Annotated in this window: 17 protein-coding genes; 7 read left to right on the forward strand and 10 right to left on the reverse strand. The window is 57.7% G+C overall.

Annotated elements, in window-relative coordinates; all coding sequences use genetic code 11:
- Positions 1 to 93 precede the first annotated feature (93 nt).
- Entirely contained in the window at positions 94 to 1,008 is a 915-nt protein-coding gene (locus tag CFBP1590_RS06580; RefSeq protein WP_029243793.1) for a hypothetical protein, read from the forward strand.
- A 51-nt stretch (positions 1,009 to 1,059) separates the two neighbouring features.
- Here CFBP1590_RS06580 and CFBP1590_RS06585 read toward each other — a convergent pair whose 3' ends face one another.
- From CFBP1590_RS06585 to CFBP1590_RS27840, 6 genes are all read right to left on the reverse strand, one after another.
- Positions 1,060 to 1,740 (reverse strand): hypothetical protein, encoded by a 681-nt coding sequence (locus CFBP1590_RS06585; protein WP_054540855.1) that lies wholly within the window; start codon positions 1,738 to 1,740, stop codon positions 1,060 to 1,062.
- Between the two features lie 186 nt (positions 1,741 to 1,926).
- Positions 1,927 to 2,607, reverse strand: a complete 681-nt coding sequence (locus tag CFBP1590_RS06590; protein WP_088234698.1) for a hypothetical protein — start codon at positions 2,605 to 2,607, stop codon at positions 1,927 to 1,929.
- Positions 2,608 to 2,727: 120 nt separating this feature from the next.
- Positions 2,728 to 3,339 carry a hypothetical protein gene (locus CFBP1590_RS06595; protein WP_231991856.1) on the reverse strand — a complete coding sequence of 204 codons (612 nt, stop codon included), beginning with the start codon at positions 3,337 to 3,339 and terminating at the stop codon, positions 2,728 to 2,730.
- Between the two features lie 233 nt (positions 3,340 to 3,572).
- Positions 3,573 to 4,703 carry an OpgC domain-containing protein gene (locus CFBP1590_RS06600; RefSeq protein ID WP_088234699.1) on the reverse strand — a complete coding sequence of 377 codons (1,131 nt, stop codon included), beginning with the start codon at positions 4,701 to 4,703 and terminating at the stop codon, positions 3,573 to 3,575.
- Positions 4,704 to 4,855: 152 nt separating this feature from the next.
- Positions 4,856 to 6,472 carry an FMN-binding glutamate synthase family protein gene (locus CFBP1590_RS06605; protein WP_004881842.1) on the reverse strand — a complete coding sequence of 539 codons (1,617 nt, stop codon included), beginning with the start codon at positions 6,470 to 6,472 and terminating at the stop codon, positions 4,856 to 4,858.
- 223 nt (positions 6,473 to 6,695) lie between these two features.
- Positions 6,696 to 6,848: a hypothetical protein gene (locus CFBP1590_RS27840; protein ID WP_160169234.1), complete on the reverse strand. Its 153-nt coding sequence runs from the start codon at positions 6,846 to 6,848 to the stop codon at positions 6,696 to 6,698.
- A 257-nt stretch (positions 6,849 to 7,105) separates the two neighbouring features.
- Here CFBP1590_RS27840 and CFBP1590_RS06610 point away from each other — a divergent pair, with 257 nt between their 5' ends.
- From CFBP1590_RS06610 to CFBP1590_RS06620, 3 genes are all read left to right on the forward strand, one after another.
- Entirely contained in the window at positions 7,106 to 7,387 is a 282-nt protein-coding gene (locus tag CFBP1590_RS06610) for a type B 50S ribosomal protein L31 (protein WP_004881843.1), read from the forward strand.
- Between the two features lie 152 nt (positions 7,388 to 7,539).
- Positions 7,540 to 8,631, forward strand: a complete 1,092-nt coding sequence (gene ddlA, locus CFBP1590_RS06615; protein WP_029244624.1) for a D-alanine--D-alanine ligase — start codon at positions 7,540 to 7,542, stop codon at positions 8,629 to 8,631.
- A complete protein-coding gene (locus tag CFBP1590_RS06620; protein WP_029244623.1) occupies positions 8,628 to 9,038 on the forward strand; it encodes an NUDIX hydrolase in 411 nt (136 codons plus the stop codon). Before ddlA ends, CFBP1590_RS06620 begins: the two co-directional genes overlap by 4 nt.
- A gap of 15 nt (positions 9,039 to 9,053) precedes the next feature.
- Here CFBP1590_RS06620 and metR read toward each other — a convergent pair whose 3' ends face one another.
- Positions 9,054 to 9,971, reverse strand: a complete 918-nt coding sequence (gene metR, locus CFBP1590_RS06625; protein ID WP_029244622.1) for a transcriptional regulator MetR — start codon at positions 9,969 to 9,971, stop codon at positions 9,054 to 9,056.
- 106 nt (positions 9,972 to 10,077) lie between these two features.
- On the opposite strand from metR, the gene CFBP1590_RS06630 reads away from it, so the two are divergent.
- From CFBP1590_RS06630 to CFBP1590_RS06640, 3 genes are all read left to right on the forward strand, one after another.
- Positions 10,078 to 10,779: a uroporphyrinogen decarboxylase/cobalamine-independent methonine synthase family protein gene (locus CFBP1590_RS06630; protein ID WP_088234700.1), complete on the forward strand. Its 702-nt coding sequence runs from the start codon at positions 10,078 to 10,080 to the stop codon at positions 10,777 to 10,779.
- A gap of 130 nt (positions 10,780 to 10,909) precedes the next feature.
- Positions 10,910 to 11,902, forward strand: coding sequence for an alpha/beta fold hydrolase (locus CFBP1590_RS06635; protein ID WP_080665360.1), 993 nt, complete (start codon positions 10,910 to 10,912; stop codon positions 11,900 to 11,902).
- Positions 11,903 to 11,972: 70 nt separating this feature from the next.
- A complete protein-coding gene (locus CFBP1590_RS06640) occupies positions 11,973 to 12,620 on the forward strand; it encodes a DsbA family oxidoreductase (RefSeq protein ID WP_029244619.1) in 648 nt (215 codons plus the stop codon).
- Between the two features lie 17 nt (positions 12,621 to 12,637).
- On the opposite strand, the gene CFBP1590_RS06645 is transcribed toward CFBP1590_RS06640, so the two are convergent.
- The 3 genes from CFBP1590_RS06645 to aauS are packed head-to-tail and all read right to left on the reverse strand — an operon-like array spanning position 12,638 to position 16,278.
- Complete coding sequence (locus CFBP1590_RS06645; protein ID WP_004881850.1) at positions 12,638 to 12,976, reverse strand: GlpM family protein; 339 nt, start codon at positions 12,974 to 12,976, stop codon at positions 12,638 to 12,640.
- A gap of 46 nt (positions 12,977 to 13,022) precedes the next feature.
- The gene (gene aauR / locus CFBP1590_RS06650) at positions 13,023 to 14,351 is read right to left on the reverse strand and encodes a two-component response regulator AauR (protein WP_029244618.1); all 1,329 of its coding nucleotides are present in this window, start codon (positions 14,349 to 14,351) and stop codon (positions 13,023 to 13,025) included.
- Between the two features lie 10 nt (positions 14,352 to 14,361).
- The gene (aauS, locus tag CFBP1590_RS06655) at positions 14,362 to 16,278 is read right to left on the reverse strand and encodes a two-component sensor histidine kinase AauS (protein ID WP_088234701.1); all 1,917 of its coding nucleotides are present in this window, start codon (positions 16,276 to 16,278) and stop codon (positions 14,362 to 14,364) included.
- Positions 16,279 to 16,310 lie beyond the last annotated feature (32 nt).

The following is a 16,310-nucleotide window of genomic DNA, read 5'->3' on the forward strand; positions in this document are numbered from 1 at the left end:
GTATTGATCTTCAGCGACTCAACTGATTACGTCCAGGCAGTCAGTGGCAATGATGCCTGACATAAATTAACGGATTGAAGTTGAGGATTTAAGATGGATAACAATAAAAGCGCTACAGGCCGCTTGCTCTTGTCTGGACTGTTTCTGGCGATGTCCTGCCATGCATTTGCACAGGGCGAAAGCGATGTTGCAGGTGTTGTGCCGGATGCTCAACAGGAAACATCGACGCTGCGTGCGGAAATTCCAGACGCGGTCGTACTCTCCGACAAGATTCACGAGATTAATCAGACGCTAGAGAGTACTTCGGCGGTCCATCAGTACAGCTTTACTGCGATTCGCGGTCAAGATGTATTGCTGACCACGCCCGGCAGCCAATACAACAAGCTTTGGAAGGTTGAATATCAAGTTGATGGCGGTGCGTGGAAGCCCAAACACTATCCAGGCGCTCAAAAAATATCTGGCTTGAACTCCGGTTCTCAAGTCAACGTCCGCGTCCTCGCCGTTGATGGGGTCAAGTTTGAAAGCGCGGAATACCGAATCGTGCTCGGGTCGTTTCCTCACATGAATTACGACCTGCTCGACGAGAAGGGTATTTTGCCGATTTCGGCTTTTCAGCCGTACCTAGAAGGATTTCTTGCGACTCAGGCGTTCAAAGAGGCGACGCTGGAGGCAACTTTTACGGACAGTAAGGCGTATCCGTTGGAGGGTGGTCAGCTAAAATTTTCACTGACTACGGGCACTAAAGAAGAGATTCATGAAATCTTTACATCCGATAAAGAAGGGAAGATATCACGGCTGATTGAATTCAACCGTTGTGAAGGAGGTTGGCCAGCAAACGATATTTATGAATTCACCGACAAGACCAGATTTACATGGAGTACGCTTTACGGGAAGGGGGATTACAGCGCTAGCAATATTTTAACGGGTCGTCTGGAAGACAAAGTTTACACGTTTAAGCTAGGGCATTTGTGTAAGCGCTGGCTAACCAATTTGCATGCAAGGCCGTAAATTTTAAAAAGGGCGCTCCGCTTGGCTGCAGAGCGTCTTTTTTTGGAACTCCTACGCGTAGGTATCGATCAGGGAGTCCCGGTTTTTCTCGTCATGCTCCTTTACTTGCTTCATCCATCCTTCAGTCATGTCGATTGGGTCTGAAATCACCTTCCCAAGGTCGATAATATCCTGAAAATTTAAAAGGGTGAGGTTCGTTTTCCCTGAAAAGTTTTTGGGGTCGTGGTCAACAAGGCTCATGATAAGCTTCGCACCTTGTCTGACCGAGCTTTTGAAGTCGACGTCGGAGTTGATGGCTCTGGTCAACCATTTCAAGTCGTCATCGCTCAGACTTTTTCCGGAGTCCAGTATTTTGATCTCCGCGTCGTCGCCAAGAGTGAAGCTGAAGTTTTTCTCTGCCAGGTCAGGCCGCGCATCTAAAATCTGTTCTTTGAAGTAGCAAAAAAATGAATATTGGTTGCTGAGTTCAATGCTAGCCTCCATGCTCGCAAAAGTTAAATACTGCTCTTTCGTCATCTCGCGCATTTCGTTTTTTACGGTGTCATCGCTATATCTGACGAGCCTTCCTTTCCAAGGTTCTTCCTCCCTCGTGTAAAACTCTTTTGCAAAAGCTTCTTTCTTTTGCTGATCCGTCATTACGTCGGATGGCACCTGTTCGGTCGTCTGAGGTGCACGGTCAGGCGCTAGCATGTAAGGTTTCATGGTCATTGAAGTGGCGCTGTTGATATTCATGTCTCGCTCCTTGTTGAATGGATGACGCTTCCTTGATAACGGCAGTGAATTAAAAACCTTGGCCTGATAACCCTGTAGGGCATTTCCGAGAGTGCGCTGTGGTGTGACCGTTTTCTCAAGTTAAGCGTGCTATCTATCAATGGTCGCTCTACGAGCTTCTCGCTTGCGGAGAGCGTTTTGGAACTCCTACGCATAGGTATCGATCAGGGAGTCCCGGTTTTTCTCGTCATGCTCCTTTACTTGCTTCATCCATCCTTCCGTTATGTCGATTGGGCCTGAGAGTACCTTCCCGAGGTCGACAATATCCTGAAAGTTTAAGAGGGTAAGGTTGGTTTTCCCCGAAAAATTTTTCGGGTCGTGGTCAACGAGGCTCATGATAAGCTTCGCACCTTGTCTGACCGAGCTTTTGAAGTCGACGTCGGAGTTGATGGCTCTGGTCAACCACTTCAAGTCGTCATCGCTCAGACTTTTTCCGGAGTCCAGTATTTTGATCTCCGCGTCGTCGCCAAGAGTGAAGCTGAAGCTTTTCTCTGCCAAATCGGGCCGTGTATCTGAAACCTGCGCTTTAAAGAGATTAAAAAATGCGTATTGGTTGCCTAGTTCATTACAAGCCTCCAGCTCTGTAAAAATTAAATATCGATCTTTCGTCATCTCGCGCATTTCATTTTTTACGGTGTCATCGCTATATCTGAAGAACTTCCCCTTCCATGGCTCTTCCTCCCTCGTGTAAAACTCTTTTGCAAAAGCTTCTTTCTTTTGCTGATCCGTCAGTACATCGGATGGTGCCGGTTCGGTCGCCTGAGGCACACGGTCAGGCGCTGGCATGTAAGGTTTCAACGGTATTGCAATAGCGCTGTTGATATTCATGTCTCGCTCCTTGCTGAATGGATGACGCTTTCTTGATAACGGCAGTAAATTTAAAACCTTGGCCTGATAACCCTGTAGGGCATTTCCGAAACGATGTTTCGTTGTGAAGCCTTTCTCAATTCAAACGTGAACATCCACCTGTACGTCCTCCACGACCTCGCGTTTAGGGGCATTACGTTCGATCTGGTAGATGATGGTGTCCATGAAGTTGCCGATGGTGTTGCGGCTGAATACCTGGCCGTAATCGATAACCTTGCTGAAGCCTTCAAGATTGAGTGTGTGCTCGGTGCCGAATTTTTCCGGGTAATGGTCCAGCAGCGTCATGATGCTCTTGGCATTGTTGACCAGCGCATCCTTGAGCGGCTGACGCTTGTTAAGCTCCTCGGTAAGGTAAGTATGCTCGGCGGGCGTCAATACACCGTCCGGGTCGGTTACCTTGATGTGCTCATCGAAGCCGAGTGTGAATCCATAGTGTTTTTTGGCAAGCTCCGGGTTTAGGTAGGAAAGCTGCTGCTTGAAGTCGTGAAAGTCGTCGAACATTCTGCAGGCGGATTCTTGAAACCTCCCGATTTCCTCCTTCAGAAATTCTTGCCGGCTAACTTCGAAAAACTCACTGGAAATTTGCGTGAGGTAGTTGTCCATATCGCCTTGGGCTTGTTCGGTCAGCCAAGGCGCTTTTTCGTAATGGTAAAACTCCTCATTCGGATCGCGGACAGCTTTGAATGGCAGCATCAGATTTTCTGGGGGAATCGACAGGGCGACGATATCCCGACTGATATTTCCTACCTCCCTATTCTGGAACGGTCTTTCAGACGTTAGTGTGCTTACATAGCTTGTCACGGTATTGATATTCAAGGCATTACCCTCCCGTTGAATTCATACCGGATAACGGCCATGTTCAGAAAAACTTGGCCTGATAAAGCAGTAGGAAACTTCCGAGAGGACTGTCTAGTGTGATGCTGTTCTCAGGTGGGCAACAGGCGGGGCGCTTTGTCGAAGCGTTTGTTGAGTTCGAGTCCGTTGGCCATGAGCATCATCAGTCCCAACCCGATCACTGCGGTGGTCACTTGCATCGGCCAGGTGTCACCCGCCAGGGCATTGGCCATGTCGGCCAAAGGTGCCAAGAGTACGCCCAGGCAGAAGACTTCCAGTGAGTAGCGGCCCATGCGGCAGGTCTGGCGGGCGGGCCAGTTATCGAGCCAGGTACTGGTGGTGGGCAGCAGGCGGGCAACCACGTAGACCAGCGCCAGGAAGTGCAGCAGGCGAACCGGTGCGAGGTCGGTCTTGCTGATGGGGTAGAAGGCTTCCACTTGTAGCGTCGACACCAGTGCTGTGTGCAGGCCCGGCCATTTTTCGCTGAAAGTCAGTGCGCCTGCGATCAGCACATAAACGGCAGATACGATGAATAACGGTTGCCGATGCAACGGGCGACGTTCGTTGGCGACGTGCGTTTCAGCCCGCAGCGCGCAGGCGCCCCCGAGCACGAACAGCAACTGCCAGGCGACCGGATTGAAGTACCAGACACCGCCGCCTTCGTAAGCGCGCAGGTTCCAGCCAAACAGCGGCACCATCATGTACAGCGCAATCGACAGCCCCACCGCCAGTTCCAGCTTGCGCAGCATCAACGGCAGAGTAAGGGGCAGAGTCAGCAGCAGGACGATGTACAGCGGCAACGGGTCGGTCAGGTTGGGTTTGAAGCGCAGCAGGAGTTCGTCGGCCAATGCCTGCTGCGGATTGCCGACGAAATATTCGAGGCCCATCTGCTGCACCATGTCGCGGGTTTCGACGTGGTTGTTGGCGACGAACACGATGCCCATCAGCAGCGTCAGCAGAAAGATGTGCACCACATACAGCACCCAAGTGCGCCGCAGGATCCGCACGCCTGCAACCAGCAGGCCTTCGCGCCGTGCAATGCGCCCGTAGGCCAGAATGGCCGCATAGCCCGCCAGAAACACAAAGATCTCCGCCGCATCACTGAAGCCGAAGTTGCGCACGGTCAGTTGGGCCAGAGGGTTGTCCGGCACGTGATCCCAGAAGATGAAGATCAGGGCCAGACCTCGAAAGAAGTCGATTCGATGATCGCGTCCGTTAGTCATAACGGTGGACTCTTGAAAGTTGCTAATAAGATGAGCCGCACAGGGCTGAGGTTCCGCGCCGCCAGTCTGTCTCTCTCGGCGGCGCGGCAGGGTGGCGTCAAATCATGACAATTGCAAAATCAGGCTATTACAGAATGTCTCCAGATGCAGTCCTACGCCACTTCATCGGCCGGTTCGAAACTGTCGGCGCGGGCCATCCGCCACATCCTTGAATAGAAGCTGTCGTCTTGCACGCCGTTCAGCAACTGCCCCGGTTGCAGGAAGACGTGGGTTTGCGAGAACAGTTTGATTTCCGTAGCTGACATGCGTCGTACCAAGTGTTTGGCTTCCAGTTGCGAAGGGTTATCCAGACCTGCCGCCGCAAGCATTTCAGCCAGCCCCTTGAGGGTGTTGCGATGGAAGTTGTACACCCGCTCGGCCTTGTCCGGCACCACCAGCGCCCGCTGACGTAGCGCGTCCTGAGTCGCAACGCCGGTCGGGCATTTGTTGGTGTGACAACTTTGTGACTGGATGCAACCGATGGCGAACATGAAGCCTCGTGCGGAGTTTGCCCAGTCGGCGCCAATTGCCAACACGCTGGCGATGTCGAAAGCACTGACGATCTTGCCGCTGGCACCCAGGCGAATCTGGCTGCGCAGGTTCAGGCCAACCAGCGTGTTATGCACGAATAACAGTGCCTCACGCATCGGTGTGCCCATGTGATCGGTGAATTCCACTGGCGCGGCGCCCGTTCCGCCCTCTGTCCCGTCGACGACGATGAAGTCCGGGTAGATTCCGGTGTCGAGCATGGCCTTGGCGATGCCCATGAACTCCCACGGATGACCCAGGCAGAACTTGAAGCCGACCGGCTTGCCGCCCGACAACTCACGCAACTGTGCAATGAACTGCATCAGCTCGAAAGGTGTGGAGAACGCGCTGTGCCGGGACGGCGAAATGCAGTCCTCGCCCATGGGTATGCCGCGGGTATCTGCAATCTCCTGAGTCACTTTATGTTTGGGCAGGATGCCGCCATGACCGGGTTTCGCGCCCTGGCTCATCTTGATTTCGATCATGCGCACCTGCGGATTGGTAGCCTGTGCCGCGAACTTCTCTGGGTCGAAGCGGCCATCCGCTGTGCGACAACCGAAATAGCCGCTGCCCAGTTCCCAGGTCAGGTCGCCGCCGTGCTCGCGGTGATAAGGGCTGATGCTGCCTTCGCCGGTGTCGTGGGCGAAGTTGCCCAGTTTGGCACCCTTGTTGAGCGCACGGATGGCGTTGGCGCTGAGCGAGCCGAAGCTCATGGCCGAGATATTGAAGATCGATGCCGAATAGGGCTGCGAGCACTGAGGACCGCCGATCGACACACGGAAGCTGTTGGGGTCGCTCAACGGAGCAGGGCGCATGGAGTGGCCGATGAATTCGAAACCGGTCTGATACACATCGATCAGCGTGCCGAAGGGCTTGTCCGCCGATTCGTTCTTGGCGCGCGAGTACACCAGCGAGCGCTGGGCCCGCGAGAAGGGCAGGGCGTCGCTGTCGGACTCGAGCAGGTACTGACGGATTTCAGGGCGTATCGCTTCGACGGCGTAGCGGATGTTGCCCAGGATCGGGTAATTGCGACGAACCGAGTGCCGCGACTGCAGCAGGTCGATGATGCCCACGACGCTCAGAACGGCGGTCAGCAGCGTGAACGGCCACAGCCACTCGTGGTGCCAGAGCGGCAGGCTGAACAGTGTGAAAAGTACGCATCCGACGAAAACGGCATAACGACTGAGTAGCGAGAGGCTCATACGACATCCTTGGACTAATGGCGGTTTTCTGCGCTGGGCGCCCCGTCTTCGCCTGCCTGTGACGACTTGCAGGACTGCGGGGCTGCCGGAGTGTCTGCGCCCCTGGCCTGCTCGCACGAGCGGGTCGACAGGGAGCGCCCTTGGAATGTAGCGGATTGCCGCTATCGGTGTGAGCAGTAAATGACGTGCCGGTGATGGCTTTTGCCTGTGCCGCAGCGTTCGTTCAGCTTTCCAGCACGCGGGGTTTGAGATGTCGCAGACGTGCGGTTGCGGCATACACCTCTTCACGACCTTCCAGGCTGGTCCAGCGAGGCTGGATGAGGGCCTGTTCCTTCGTGTTGAGCGCTACGAAACCGAACTCGTCTGTCTTGTGCATGAATCGGTCGTGGGGGCCGGCGGAGTTCTGGCCCTGATAACTTCCTGCAAGGCGTTCTGCAGCATCGAGACGTAACCACCAGCATCGCAGGGTTGCACAGGACCCCAGTCCTATTGACGTACCCAGCAAGCAGTCGCAGTGAAACACGGGCCTCGATCAAGCCCGCCGATGCAGTCAATCGACAGGAATCATTATCATCTGGAAATATCGTTATGTTACTGTATAACGCTTAAATCACCTGCTGCCTGGAGGCATCCATGAAACCCGATATCCATCCCGCATACCGTACCGTGCTGTTCCACGACACTGCAGCCGACGCCTACTTTCTGATCGGTTCCACCGTCGATACAGAGCGCACGCAGCAGCACACCGACGGCAATACGTACCCCTACGTCGCTCTCGACGTGTCCAGTGCATCGCACCCGATGTACACCGGCCAGCAACGCAAGACCACCAGCGAAGGCCGGATCGCAGGCTTCAACAAGCGTTTTGCCACCTTTGGTTCTGGCAGTAAGAAAGACGCTTCGGCAGGTCAATGATCCATCACCCGTCCCGGTCAGGGGCCATCCGCACAGGATTGCCCTCGACCGGGATTTTTTTTGCCGGGAATGCGGGTTGCGACCACTCGTCCTCTGGACTATTGGCGGGAATTGCTTTTATCTTCGCGGCCTGAAAAACAGGAGTACCCGCATTGAAAAAGTCAGTGGCCATCATTTTCGGTGGGCAATCCAGCGAACACGAAGTTTCGTTGCAGTCTGCGCGCAACGTGATCAACGCAATTGATCGTGAAAGCTATGAGCTGACCCTGATCGGCGTCGACAAACTGGGCAACTGGTTACGATTCGACGAAAGCGATTACCTGCTCAACGCGGGCGACCCGGCAAAGATCAGCCTGAGCACTGCGGGCAAGCGTCTGGCACTTCTGCCGGGCAGCACTGAAGGGCAGTTCGTCGAGGTTGAGTCCGGTGAGCAACTGTCGCGTATCGACGTGGTGTTTCCGCTGATTCATGGCGCCTTTGGCGAAGATGGTTCGCTGCAAGGCTTGCTGCGCCTGTTGGCGATTCCGTTTGTAGGCCCTGACGTGCTCGGCTCGGCTGCCTGCATGGACAAGGACGTGACCAAGCGTCTGCTGCGCGATGCCGGGATTGCCGTTGCGCCGTTCGTGGTGCTGACCCGCGGTCAGACGATTCTGTTTGCTGAGGTGGCCGGTCAGTTGGGCCTGCCGATGTTCGTCAAACCGGCCAGTCAGGGTTCTTCGGTCGGTGTCAGCAAGGTCATGGACGAAGCCGGTTTCAAGGCCGCGCTGGCGCTGGGTTTCCAGTTCGATCACAAACTGCTGATCGAGCAGGGCATCGTGGGTCGTGAAGTGGAATGTGCGGTGCTGGGCAACCGCGACCCGCAGGTCAGCGTGTGCGGCGAAGTGGTCGCCAATGACGAGTTCTACGCCTATGACACCAAGTACCTCAACGGTGATCAGGCACGCATCGCGATTCCGGCAGAGCTGGCCGTCGATCTGAGCGACGAGGTGCGCAATGTCGCGCTGACCGCTTACAAGGTGCTCGGTTGTGCGGGGCTGTCTCGGGTCGATTTCTTCGTCACCGAGGCGCGCGACATCATCATCAACGAGGTCAACACCATTCCTGGTTTCACCTCCATCAGCATGTACCCGAAGTTGTGGCAGGCCAGCGGTCTTTCCTACGCCGGGCTGATCGATCGCCTGATCACGCTGGCCCTGGAACGCGCCGACGAGTCGCGACTGCTGAAGACGGATATCTTTGCATGAAGATCATTACTATCGCGGCAGCGTTGCTGATCGCTCCGGATGGCAAGACCCTGCTGGTGCGCAAGCGCGGCACCCAGGCGTTCATGCAGCCGGGCGGCAAGATCGAGCCAGGCGAAGCCGCAGCCGTGGCATTGGCCAGAGAACTGGAGGAAGAGCTGGGGCTGATCATTGATCCGCAACAGGCCGCGTTCCTCGGCGAGTTCACCGCGCCTGCCGCCAATGAACCGGGCTTTGAGGTTCATTGCCATTTGTTCGAGGTGATGACCGATGTGCAGGCCATACCTGCTGCCGAGATCGAGGAAGTGATCTGGGTCGGCACGCAGACTGACGTGGAGCTGCATCTGGCGCCGTTGACCCGCGACCTGATTCTGCCGCTCTACAGGCAGCGCCAGGCCCAGGTCGTCTGAGTTGCAGGCAAGGTGTCAGCGAACCGCGCTGACACCGTCCAGCGTCGAGAATGACGTGTCCTTGGCGGTCAGCAGAAAATCGCGCATGTAGGGCGCGTCCAGCATGTCGGCGCGAATACCGGCATAAAGCGTTGCGAACAACCCCTTCTCCCCAAGCCGCTTGCCTTTGACGTAGCCGCGGGAGCTGTACTCGTGCAGCGCCCAGTGCGGCATGCCGCATACGCCACGGCCGCTGGCGACCAGTTGCATCATCATCACGGTCAGTTCCGACGTCCTCACTTGCGCGGGCTCAATGTCGGCTGGCTCCAGAAAGCGCGTGAAGATATCCAGCCGGTCGCGCTCCACCGGATACGTGATCAGCGTTTCAGTCAGCAGGTCTTCAGGAACCACGTAGGGTCGGCTCGCCAGTGCGTGCTGATTGGCCACCGCGAGCATTGCTTCGTAGGTGAACAGCGGCACGTAAGTGATGCCGGGCAACTCCAGCGGGTCCGAAGTCACCACCAGATCCAGATCGCCACGGGCCAGCGCGGGCAGCGGGGCGAACGAGAAACCCGAGGACAGATCCAGCTCCACTTCCGGCCAGGCATCACGGAACTGGTCGATGGTCGGCATCAGCCACTGAAAACAGCTGTGGCATTCGATGGCCATGTGCAGGCGACCCGCCGTGCCGCCCGCCAGCCGCGCGATGTCCCGCTCGGCAGCGCGAAGCTGAGGCAGCAGCGAGTCGGCCAATTGCAGCAGGCGCAGACCGGCACTGGTGAACCGAACCGGTTTGGTCTTGCGCACGAACAGCGGCATGGCCATGCGCTCTTCCAGTTCCTTGAACTGATGTGAGAGCGCCGACTGGGTCAGGTGCAGACGTTCCGCCGCCTCTACGAGGCTGTCGGCTTCACGCAAGGCGTGGAGGGTTTTGAGGTGGCGTATCTCAAGCACGGTCAGTGCTCCATGAATAGTATTTGTGATCAACACGAAAAAAATGAGTTTGTCTCATGATGCTTCCGCTGTCGACAATAGCGCCATCTTTTATGGAGGACGCCTCATGGCTCTGGCACACACCCCTGACTCGCTGCGCATCGGCGCTGATCGTGAATTGCAACAGGCTCTGCGGGCGTGCTGGCAGCGTGATGAATCCTTTTCACACACGCCAGACCAGTGGCTGGCCGAGCAGTTTTCGTCGCTGATTCCTCATTTGATTCAGGATCAGCGTTTCCAGCCGGACTGGGAGCCGCTGCTCAAGGATGCTCAGGAAGCCGAAGCGCAGGGTCACAAAACCTCTGTCATCGGTCCGCTGACGTATCTCTGGTTTGCTCAGGCAGAACAGGGCCTCGACAAGCTCGACCTGCTGGAACGACTGCTGCCGGCCTATGGCGAGATTTTCGGTCGACTGGCTGCCAGAGGCGTCGAGTGGGTGCAGATCGATGAGCCGATCCTGACCCTGGACCTGCCGCTGGAGTGGCGCAACGCGTTCGAGCGCGCGTACCACATCCTTCAGTACTCGCCGCTGAAAAAGCTGGTCGCGACCTACCGTGGCGACTTGAAGGACAACCTTGGTGTAGCCGCCTTGTTGCCGGTCACCGGCCTGCACATCGACAGCGTCAGCGTGCCCGAGCAACTGGGGCCGGTGTTTGATCGCCTGCCGACCTACAAGGTCCTGTCCCTGGGCAGCGCCAGCGATCAGGTCGAACTGGTTCAGGAAGCGCGTGCCCGGTTTGGCGACAACCTGCTGCTGGCCTGTGCCTGACCGGTTCGGTTCAGGTCCGTAAACGACCGTTGAGCACCCTTCATCAAATTGTCACGTAACTGTGGCAGCGCGCTTTGCAAAACATCATCAGACTCGTTGCCTACTGGGGATCTGTTTTTTGGTGTTTTTCATGCGGGTTTTAATTTTTCTGGCCGCGCTTTTGTGCGGCCTGCAGTCCTTTGCGGCTGATCGATGCGATGTCAATGTTCCTGTGCACGTGGCCGACCTTAAAGACGTCCGTATTGCCTACCAGAGTATCGGCAGTGAATCCGACCCTGCCTTGCTGCTGGTCATGGGTTTGGGCGGGCAACTGATTCACTGGCCTGATGAAGTCGTGGTTGCGCTCTGTCAGCAGGGTTACCGCGTGATTCGTTACGACAACCGTGATGTCGGTCTGTCGACCTGGGTGCAACAGCCTGCCGATGCCAACCTCACGTATGAAGTGCTGCGCTACAAGCTGGGCCTGCCGGTGTCCGCGCCTTATTCGCTGACCGACATGGCCGATGACGCGCTGGGTCTGATGGATGCGTTGCAGATTCGGCAGTTCCACGTGCTCGGTGCCAGCATGGGTGGGATGATTGCCCAGCATCTGGCAGATCTTGCCCCTTCGCGGGTCGAGAGTATGACGCTGATCATGACCAGTTCTGGCGCCCAGGGGCTGCCGATGCCGAGCCCCGCGCTGATGCAGCTTCTGGCCCGCCGTGGCGCGCCGAATCGGGAGGTGGCTATCGAACAACAGGCCGATCTGCTGGCGGCGCTGGGCAGCCCGGAGGTCAAGGATGATCGTGCGCAACTGCTGCATCAGGCGGCGGTGTCCTATGACCGAGCGTTCAACCCGGAAGGGGTCAAGCGTCAGATCATGGCGATTCTGGCCGAGCCCAGCCGGGTGGAACTGCTCAACCGGCTGCGCTTGCCAGTGCTGGTCGTACATGGCACGGCCGACCCGCTTTTGCCGGTGATGCACGGTGTGCATGTCGCGGCGCATATCCAGGGCAGTCAGCTACGTTTGATTCCGGGACTTGCTCACCGTTTTCAGGAAGCGTTCAAGGCCCCGTTGCTCGGTGCAGTGCTGCCTTACCTGAAGGCGCAGCACGAAGATGGTCGCAGCCTGGCGCAGTTGTAAAACCGGACACGGTTGAAAGGGATGGGCAGAGGTGTATCGTGTGGCTTTTGCCGATTGAGCGAGGGCCAGCATGAGCACTGCACTGAAAATCGATTTTGTTTCCGACGTTTCCTGCCCCTGGTGCGTCATCGGCCTGCGGGCGCTGGACAAGGCGCTGGCTGAACTGGGCGATGAAGTACAGGCGCAAATCCATTTCCAGCCATTCGAGCTGAACCCGAACATGCCGGCCGAAGGCCAGGACATCAAGGAACACATCGCCGAAAAGTACGGTTCGACACCGGAACAGATCGAAGGCATTCACGACACCATCCGTGAGCGCGGCGCCGAGCAGGGCTTTGTCTTTGCCCAGGGCGAGCGGCGTATCTACAACACGTTCGACGCCCACCGCCTGCTGCACTGGGCCGAGCTTGAAGGCAAGCAGCATGCGTTGAAAGACGCGCTGTTCGAAGCGTATTTCAGCGATCTGAAAGACCCTTCCAATCACCAAACCCTGGCAGATGTGGCGCAGAAAGTGGGCCTTGACCGCGTACGTGCCCAAGCCGTTCTGGACAACAACGAATACACACATGAAGTACGCGAGGCCGAACAGCTCTGGACTTCTCGCGGCGTCAGTTCGGTGCCGACCATCGTGTTCAACGACCAGTACGCCGTCTCGGGCGGTCAGCCGGTTGACGTGTTCGTCAGTGCAATCCGGCAGATTCTCAGCGAGGCGAAGTGAGGTAAAGCCTTACGCCGTCACCCATGAACTCTGACCCACACCGTCACCAGCAGCGTCGCAGCGATCAGCCAGGCGACGGCGGCCAGCGCCAGTGAGGCTTCAAGACGCAGGCGGTCCACCAGCAGGTAGAGCGCCGCGAGGTAGACGAAGTAGGGAATGATCGACCACATGCCGAACAGGATCGTGGTTTTCAGATCGTCCAGCGAGCGGCCCTTGCCGACGATGTAGTGGGCGATCAGTGCGAAGGTCGGAAACAGCGGCACCAGGCCTGCAATGTAATAATTGCGGGTCTTGGCCAGTGCCGCGAGGATCACCACCACCGCGCCGCCCAACAGGGCCTTGAGTACCAGATCCAATGAATTCTCCTGCTTGAAAGGCGCAATTGCGCCGCGACTTAACGGCTCAGAGCCCGTATTTCTTGACCTTGTCGAACAGCGTGGTCTTGGCCATGCCCAGTTCCTGACTGGCCTGGCTGAGATTGCCGCCGCTGCGTTGCAGTGCCTCGCTGAGCAGGTTGCGCTCAAAGGCTTCCACCGCTTCGGCAAAGCCCAGGCTCTGATTCTCGATCACGGTGCCGGTCTGTTTGAAGGCCGGCAAACCCAGCGAAAAGCGTTCGGCAACGTTGCGCAACTCCCGCACATTGCCCGGCCAGTCATGGCTCATCAGGCTCGATACGGTCTGGCGATCCAGTTCCGGCGGCTCACGGTCGAAACGCAGCGAGGACAACTGCAGGAAATGCTCGAACAGTTGCAGAATGTCCTCGCGGCGCTCGCGCAGCGGCGGAAGCTCAAGTGTCACGACGTTCAGGCGGTAATACAGGTCGCTGCGAAACTGGTTGGTCCGGCCCAGCGCATTCAGATCGGACTTGGTGGCGGCAATGACCCTGCAATCCACCGCCACACTCTGGTTTGAACCCAGACGTTCCAACGTGCGCTCCTGCAGGACCCGCAACAGTTTGATCTGCAGGTTGACTGGCATGCTTTCCACTTCATCGAGAAACAGCGTGCCGTTGTCGGCGTGCTCGATCTTGCCGATCCGGCGCTTGCCTGCGCCGGTAAAGGCGTTGGCCTCATGGCCGAAGATTTCCGATTCGAACAGGCTTTCCGCCAGTCCTCCGCAATTGAGCGCCACGAACTGACTGGCTTTGCGCCTGCTGAAATCATGCAGGCAGCGGGCGACCAGTTCCTTGCCGGTGCCGGTTTCACCTTCGATCAGCACGTTGGCCGAGGTATCAGCCACGTTGGCGATCAGGGCACGCAGGTTCTGCATGGCCGGTGAGCGGCCGATGATCTTGCCTTCCAGCGAGTCGCGTTCGGCCAGTTGCTTGCGCAGCGACCAGACTTCCCGTGCCAGTCCGCGCTGTTCCAGCGCGCGACGCGTGACGTCCACCAGACGCTCGGGCGAGAAGGGCTTCTCCATGAAGTCATAAGCTCCATCGCGCATGGCATTGACGGCCATCGAGATGTCGCCATGCCCGGTAATCAGCACCACGGGCAAACTGCTGTCGCGCGCCTTGAGGCGGGTCAGCAATTCCAGCCCGTCGATACCTGGCAAGCGGATATCGCTGATGACGATACCCGCAAAATTATCGCCAATGCGCAGCAAGGCTTCTTCGGCGCTCGAGACGCCTTCGCTGACGATATCTTCCAGCGCCAGTGCCTGCTGACAACCCAGCAGCACGTGCGGATCGTCTTCAACGATCAGGACGGTCAGGTCGTTATTGATGTTCATGGGTGTTGCCTCATGTCGGCTCGCCCTGGCGAGGTTCGGTTGGAGCGCTCTCGATAAATGGCAGGCAGAGGACAAAGCAGGTGCCGCCATCGTCCGGATGCTCGGCACTCAGGCTGCCGCCCGCTGCAGCCGCCAGACTTGCCGACAGGGTCAGGCCAAGCCCGAGGCCTTGCTCGCCGGGTTTGGTGGTGAAGAAGGGTTCGAAGAGATGCTTGCGCGCTTCCATGTCGATTCCGTGACCGTTGTCGCGCACCAGCAGGCGATAGCGACCCTCGGCAATCGCTCCTTCGATCCACAGCTCCGGTCTGGGCTGTGCATGCATGGCGTCGAGCGCGTTACCGATCAGGTTGACGAGGATCTGTTCCAGACGGGTCTGGTCGATGGCCAGCGTGGCATCGGCAAAATCCTGATGCACCTGAAGCGTGGATTGTTCGATGCGTACGGCAAGCAACTGCAGTGCGGCGTCCAGAGCCTTGCACAACTGAGCCTGGCCCTTGTCGTCGCCGCGTCGGGCGAAGGCGCGCAGGCTGGCCGTGATGCGACCCATGCGGTCCACCAGATCGTTGATGGTGCGCAGGTTGGCGCTGGCAGTTTCCAGCGCGCCGCGCTCCAGAAAGCGCACCGTGTTACCGGACAGCGTACGCAACGCCGCCAGCGGCTGGTTCAATTCGTGGGCGATACTGGTAGACATCTGGCCGATGGCGGCGAGTTTGCCGGCCTGCACCAGTTCATCCTGGGCTTTGCGCAGTGTGTCCTCGGCCTGTCGTCGCTCACGAATCTGCGCCTTCAAGCGTTCGTTGCTGGCGCGCAGGTGCTCGGTGCGCTCGGCAATCTTGCGCTCCAGCTCATTGTTGGCGGCTTCCAGCGCCTCGCGTGCGGCCAGTCGAGTCGCGATTACCTTGCGGCGTTCGTTCCAGGCAATCAGTAAAAACGTCACCAGCGCACAGGCCACGGCCACTAGCATGCCCTGGCTGGCGGCTTCCCTGCGCAGGTCTTCAAGCGGGGTGAGCAGCGTCAGGTGCCAGGGGCTATCGTTCAATGGCCGTGTCTGCGCCAGATAACTGACCTGCGTGTGCTCGCGGTCAACCGTGGCGTTGGCAGGAAAGGTGAGCTTTTCGACGCTTTCGGACAGTGACTCGCGTTCCAATGGCACCAGTTCGTTCAGCGGCCACCAGTAATATTGTAGGCTGCGCGCCAGTCGTTCCTTGATGTCCGGTGTCAGCGGACGCACCGATTTCAATCGGCGGGCCGGATCGCTCGACAGGATGATGATGCCGTTTTCATCGCTGACGAAGGCTTCCAGGCGTGCCCGCTGCCAGCGCTCTTCAAGGGCTTCGAGTCGGACCTTGATCACCGCGACACCGATGATCCGGCCTTTCTCTTCCAGACCGTGGGCCAGGTAATAGCCGGATTCGCCGGTGGTGGTGCCGATTCCGTAGAAGCGTCCGGGCAGGCCGCGCACTGCATCCTGGAAGTAGGCACGAAAGGACAGGTCTTCGCCCTGATAACTGTCGCTGTCGCGCCAGTTGCTGGTAGCCAGAACGCGGCCGGTGGTGTCGAGCACGTAGATAGCGCGGCTGCGACTGCGGCGGTTCAGGCCTTCAAGGTAGCGATTGACCTCTTGCTGCAGTTCGGGACTTGGCTCGTTAAGCAACTGCGAAACGCTGGATTCCAGTTCCAGAACGCTGGGGAGGTAGGTGTATTTGCTGATCTCGCTTTCGACGGTGCGAGCATGCAGTTCCAACTGACGTTCGCCGCTTTCGCTCAGGCTCTTGATACCGTTGTTTTCGCTGACCAGATACGCAGCGTAGCCGAGCCCGATCATCAGCACGAAGATCAGGGGCGGGAGGAACAGCTGGCGAATCAGGCGGGGTTTCACGGCGAGTGATGGCGGCGCGGCGCGATAAAGAGTGGGGTCGCATTTCATCACAGTCGTCCTGAGCCGAACAGCTGCCCGTG

This window comes from Pseudomonas viridiflava, assembly GCF_900184295.1.
GTDB lineage: Bacteria > Pseudomonadota > Gammaproteobacteria > Pseudomonadales > Pseudomonadaceae > Aquipseudomonas > Aquipseudomonas viridiflava.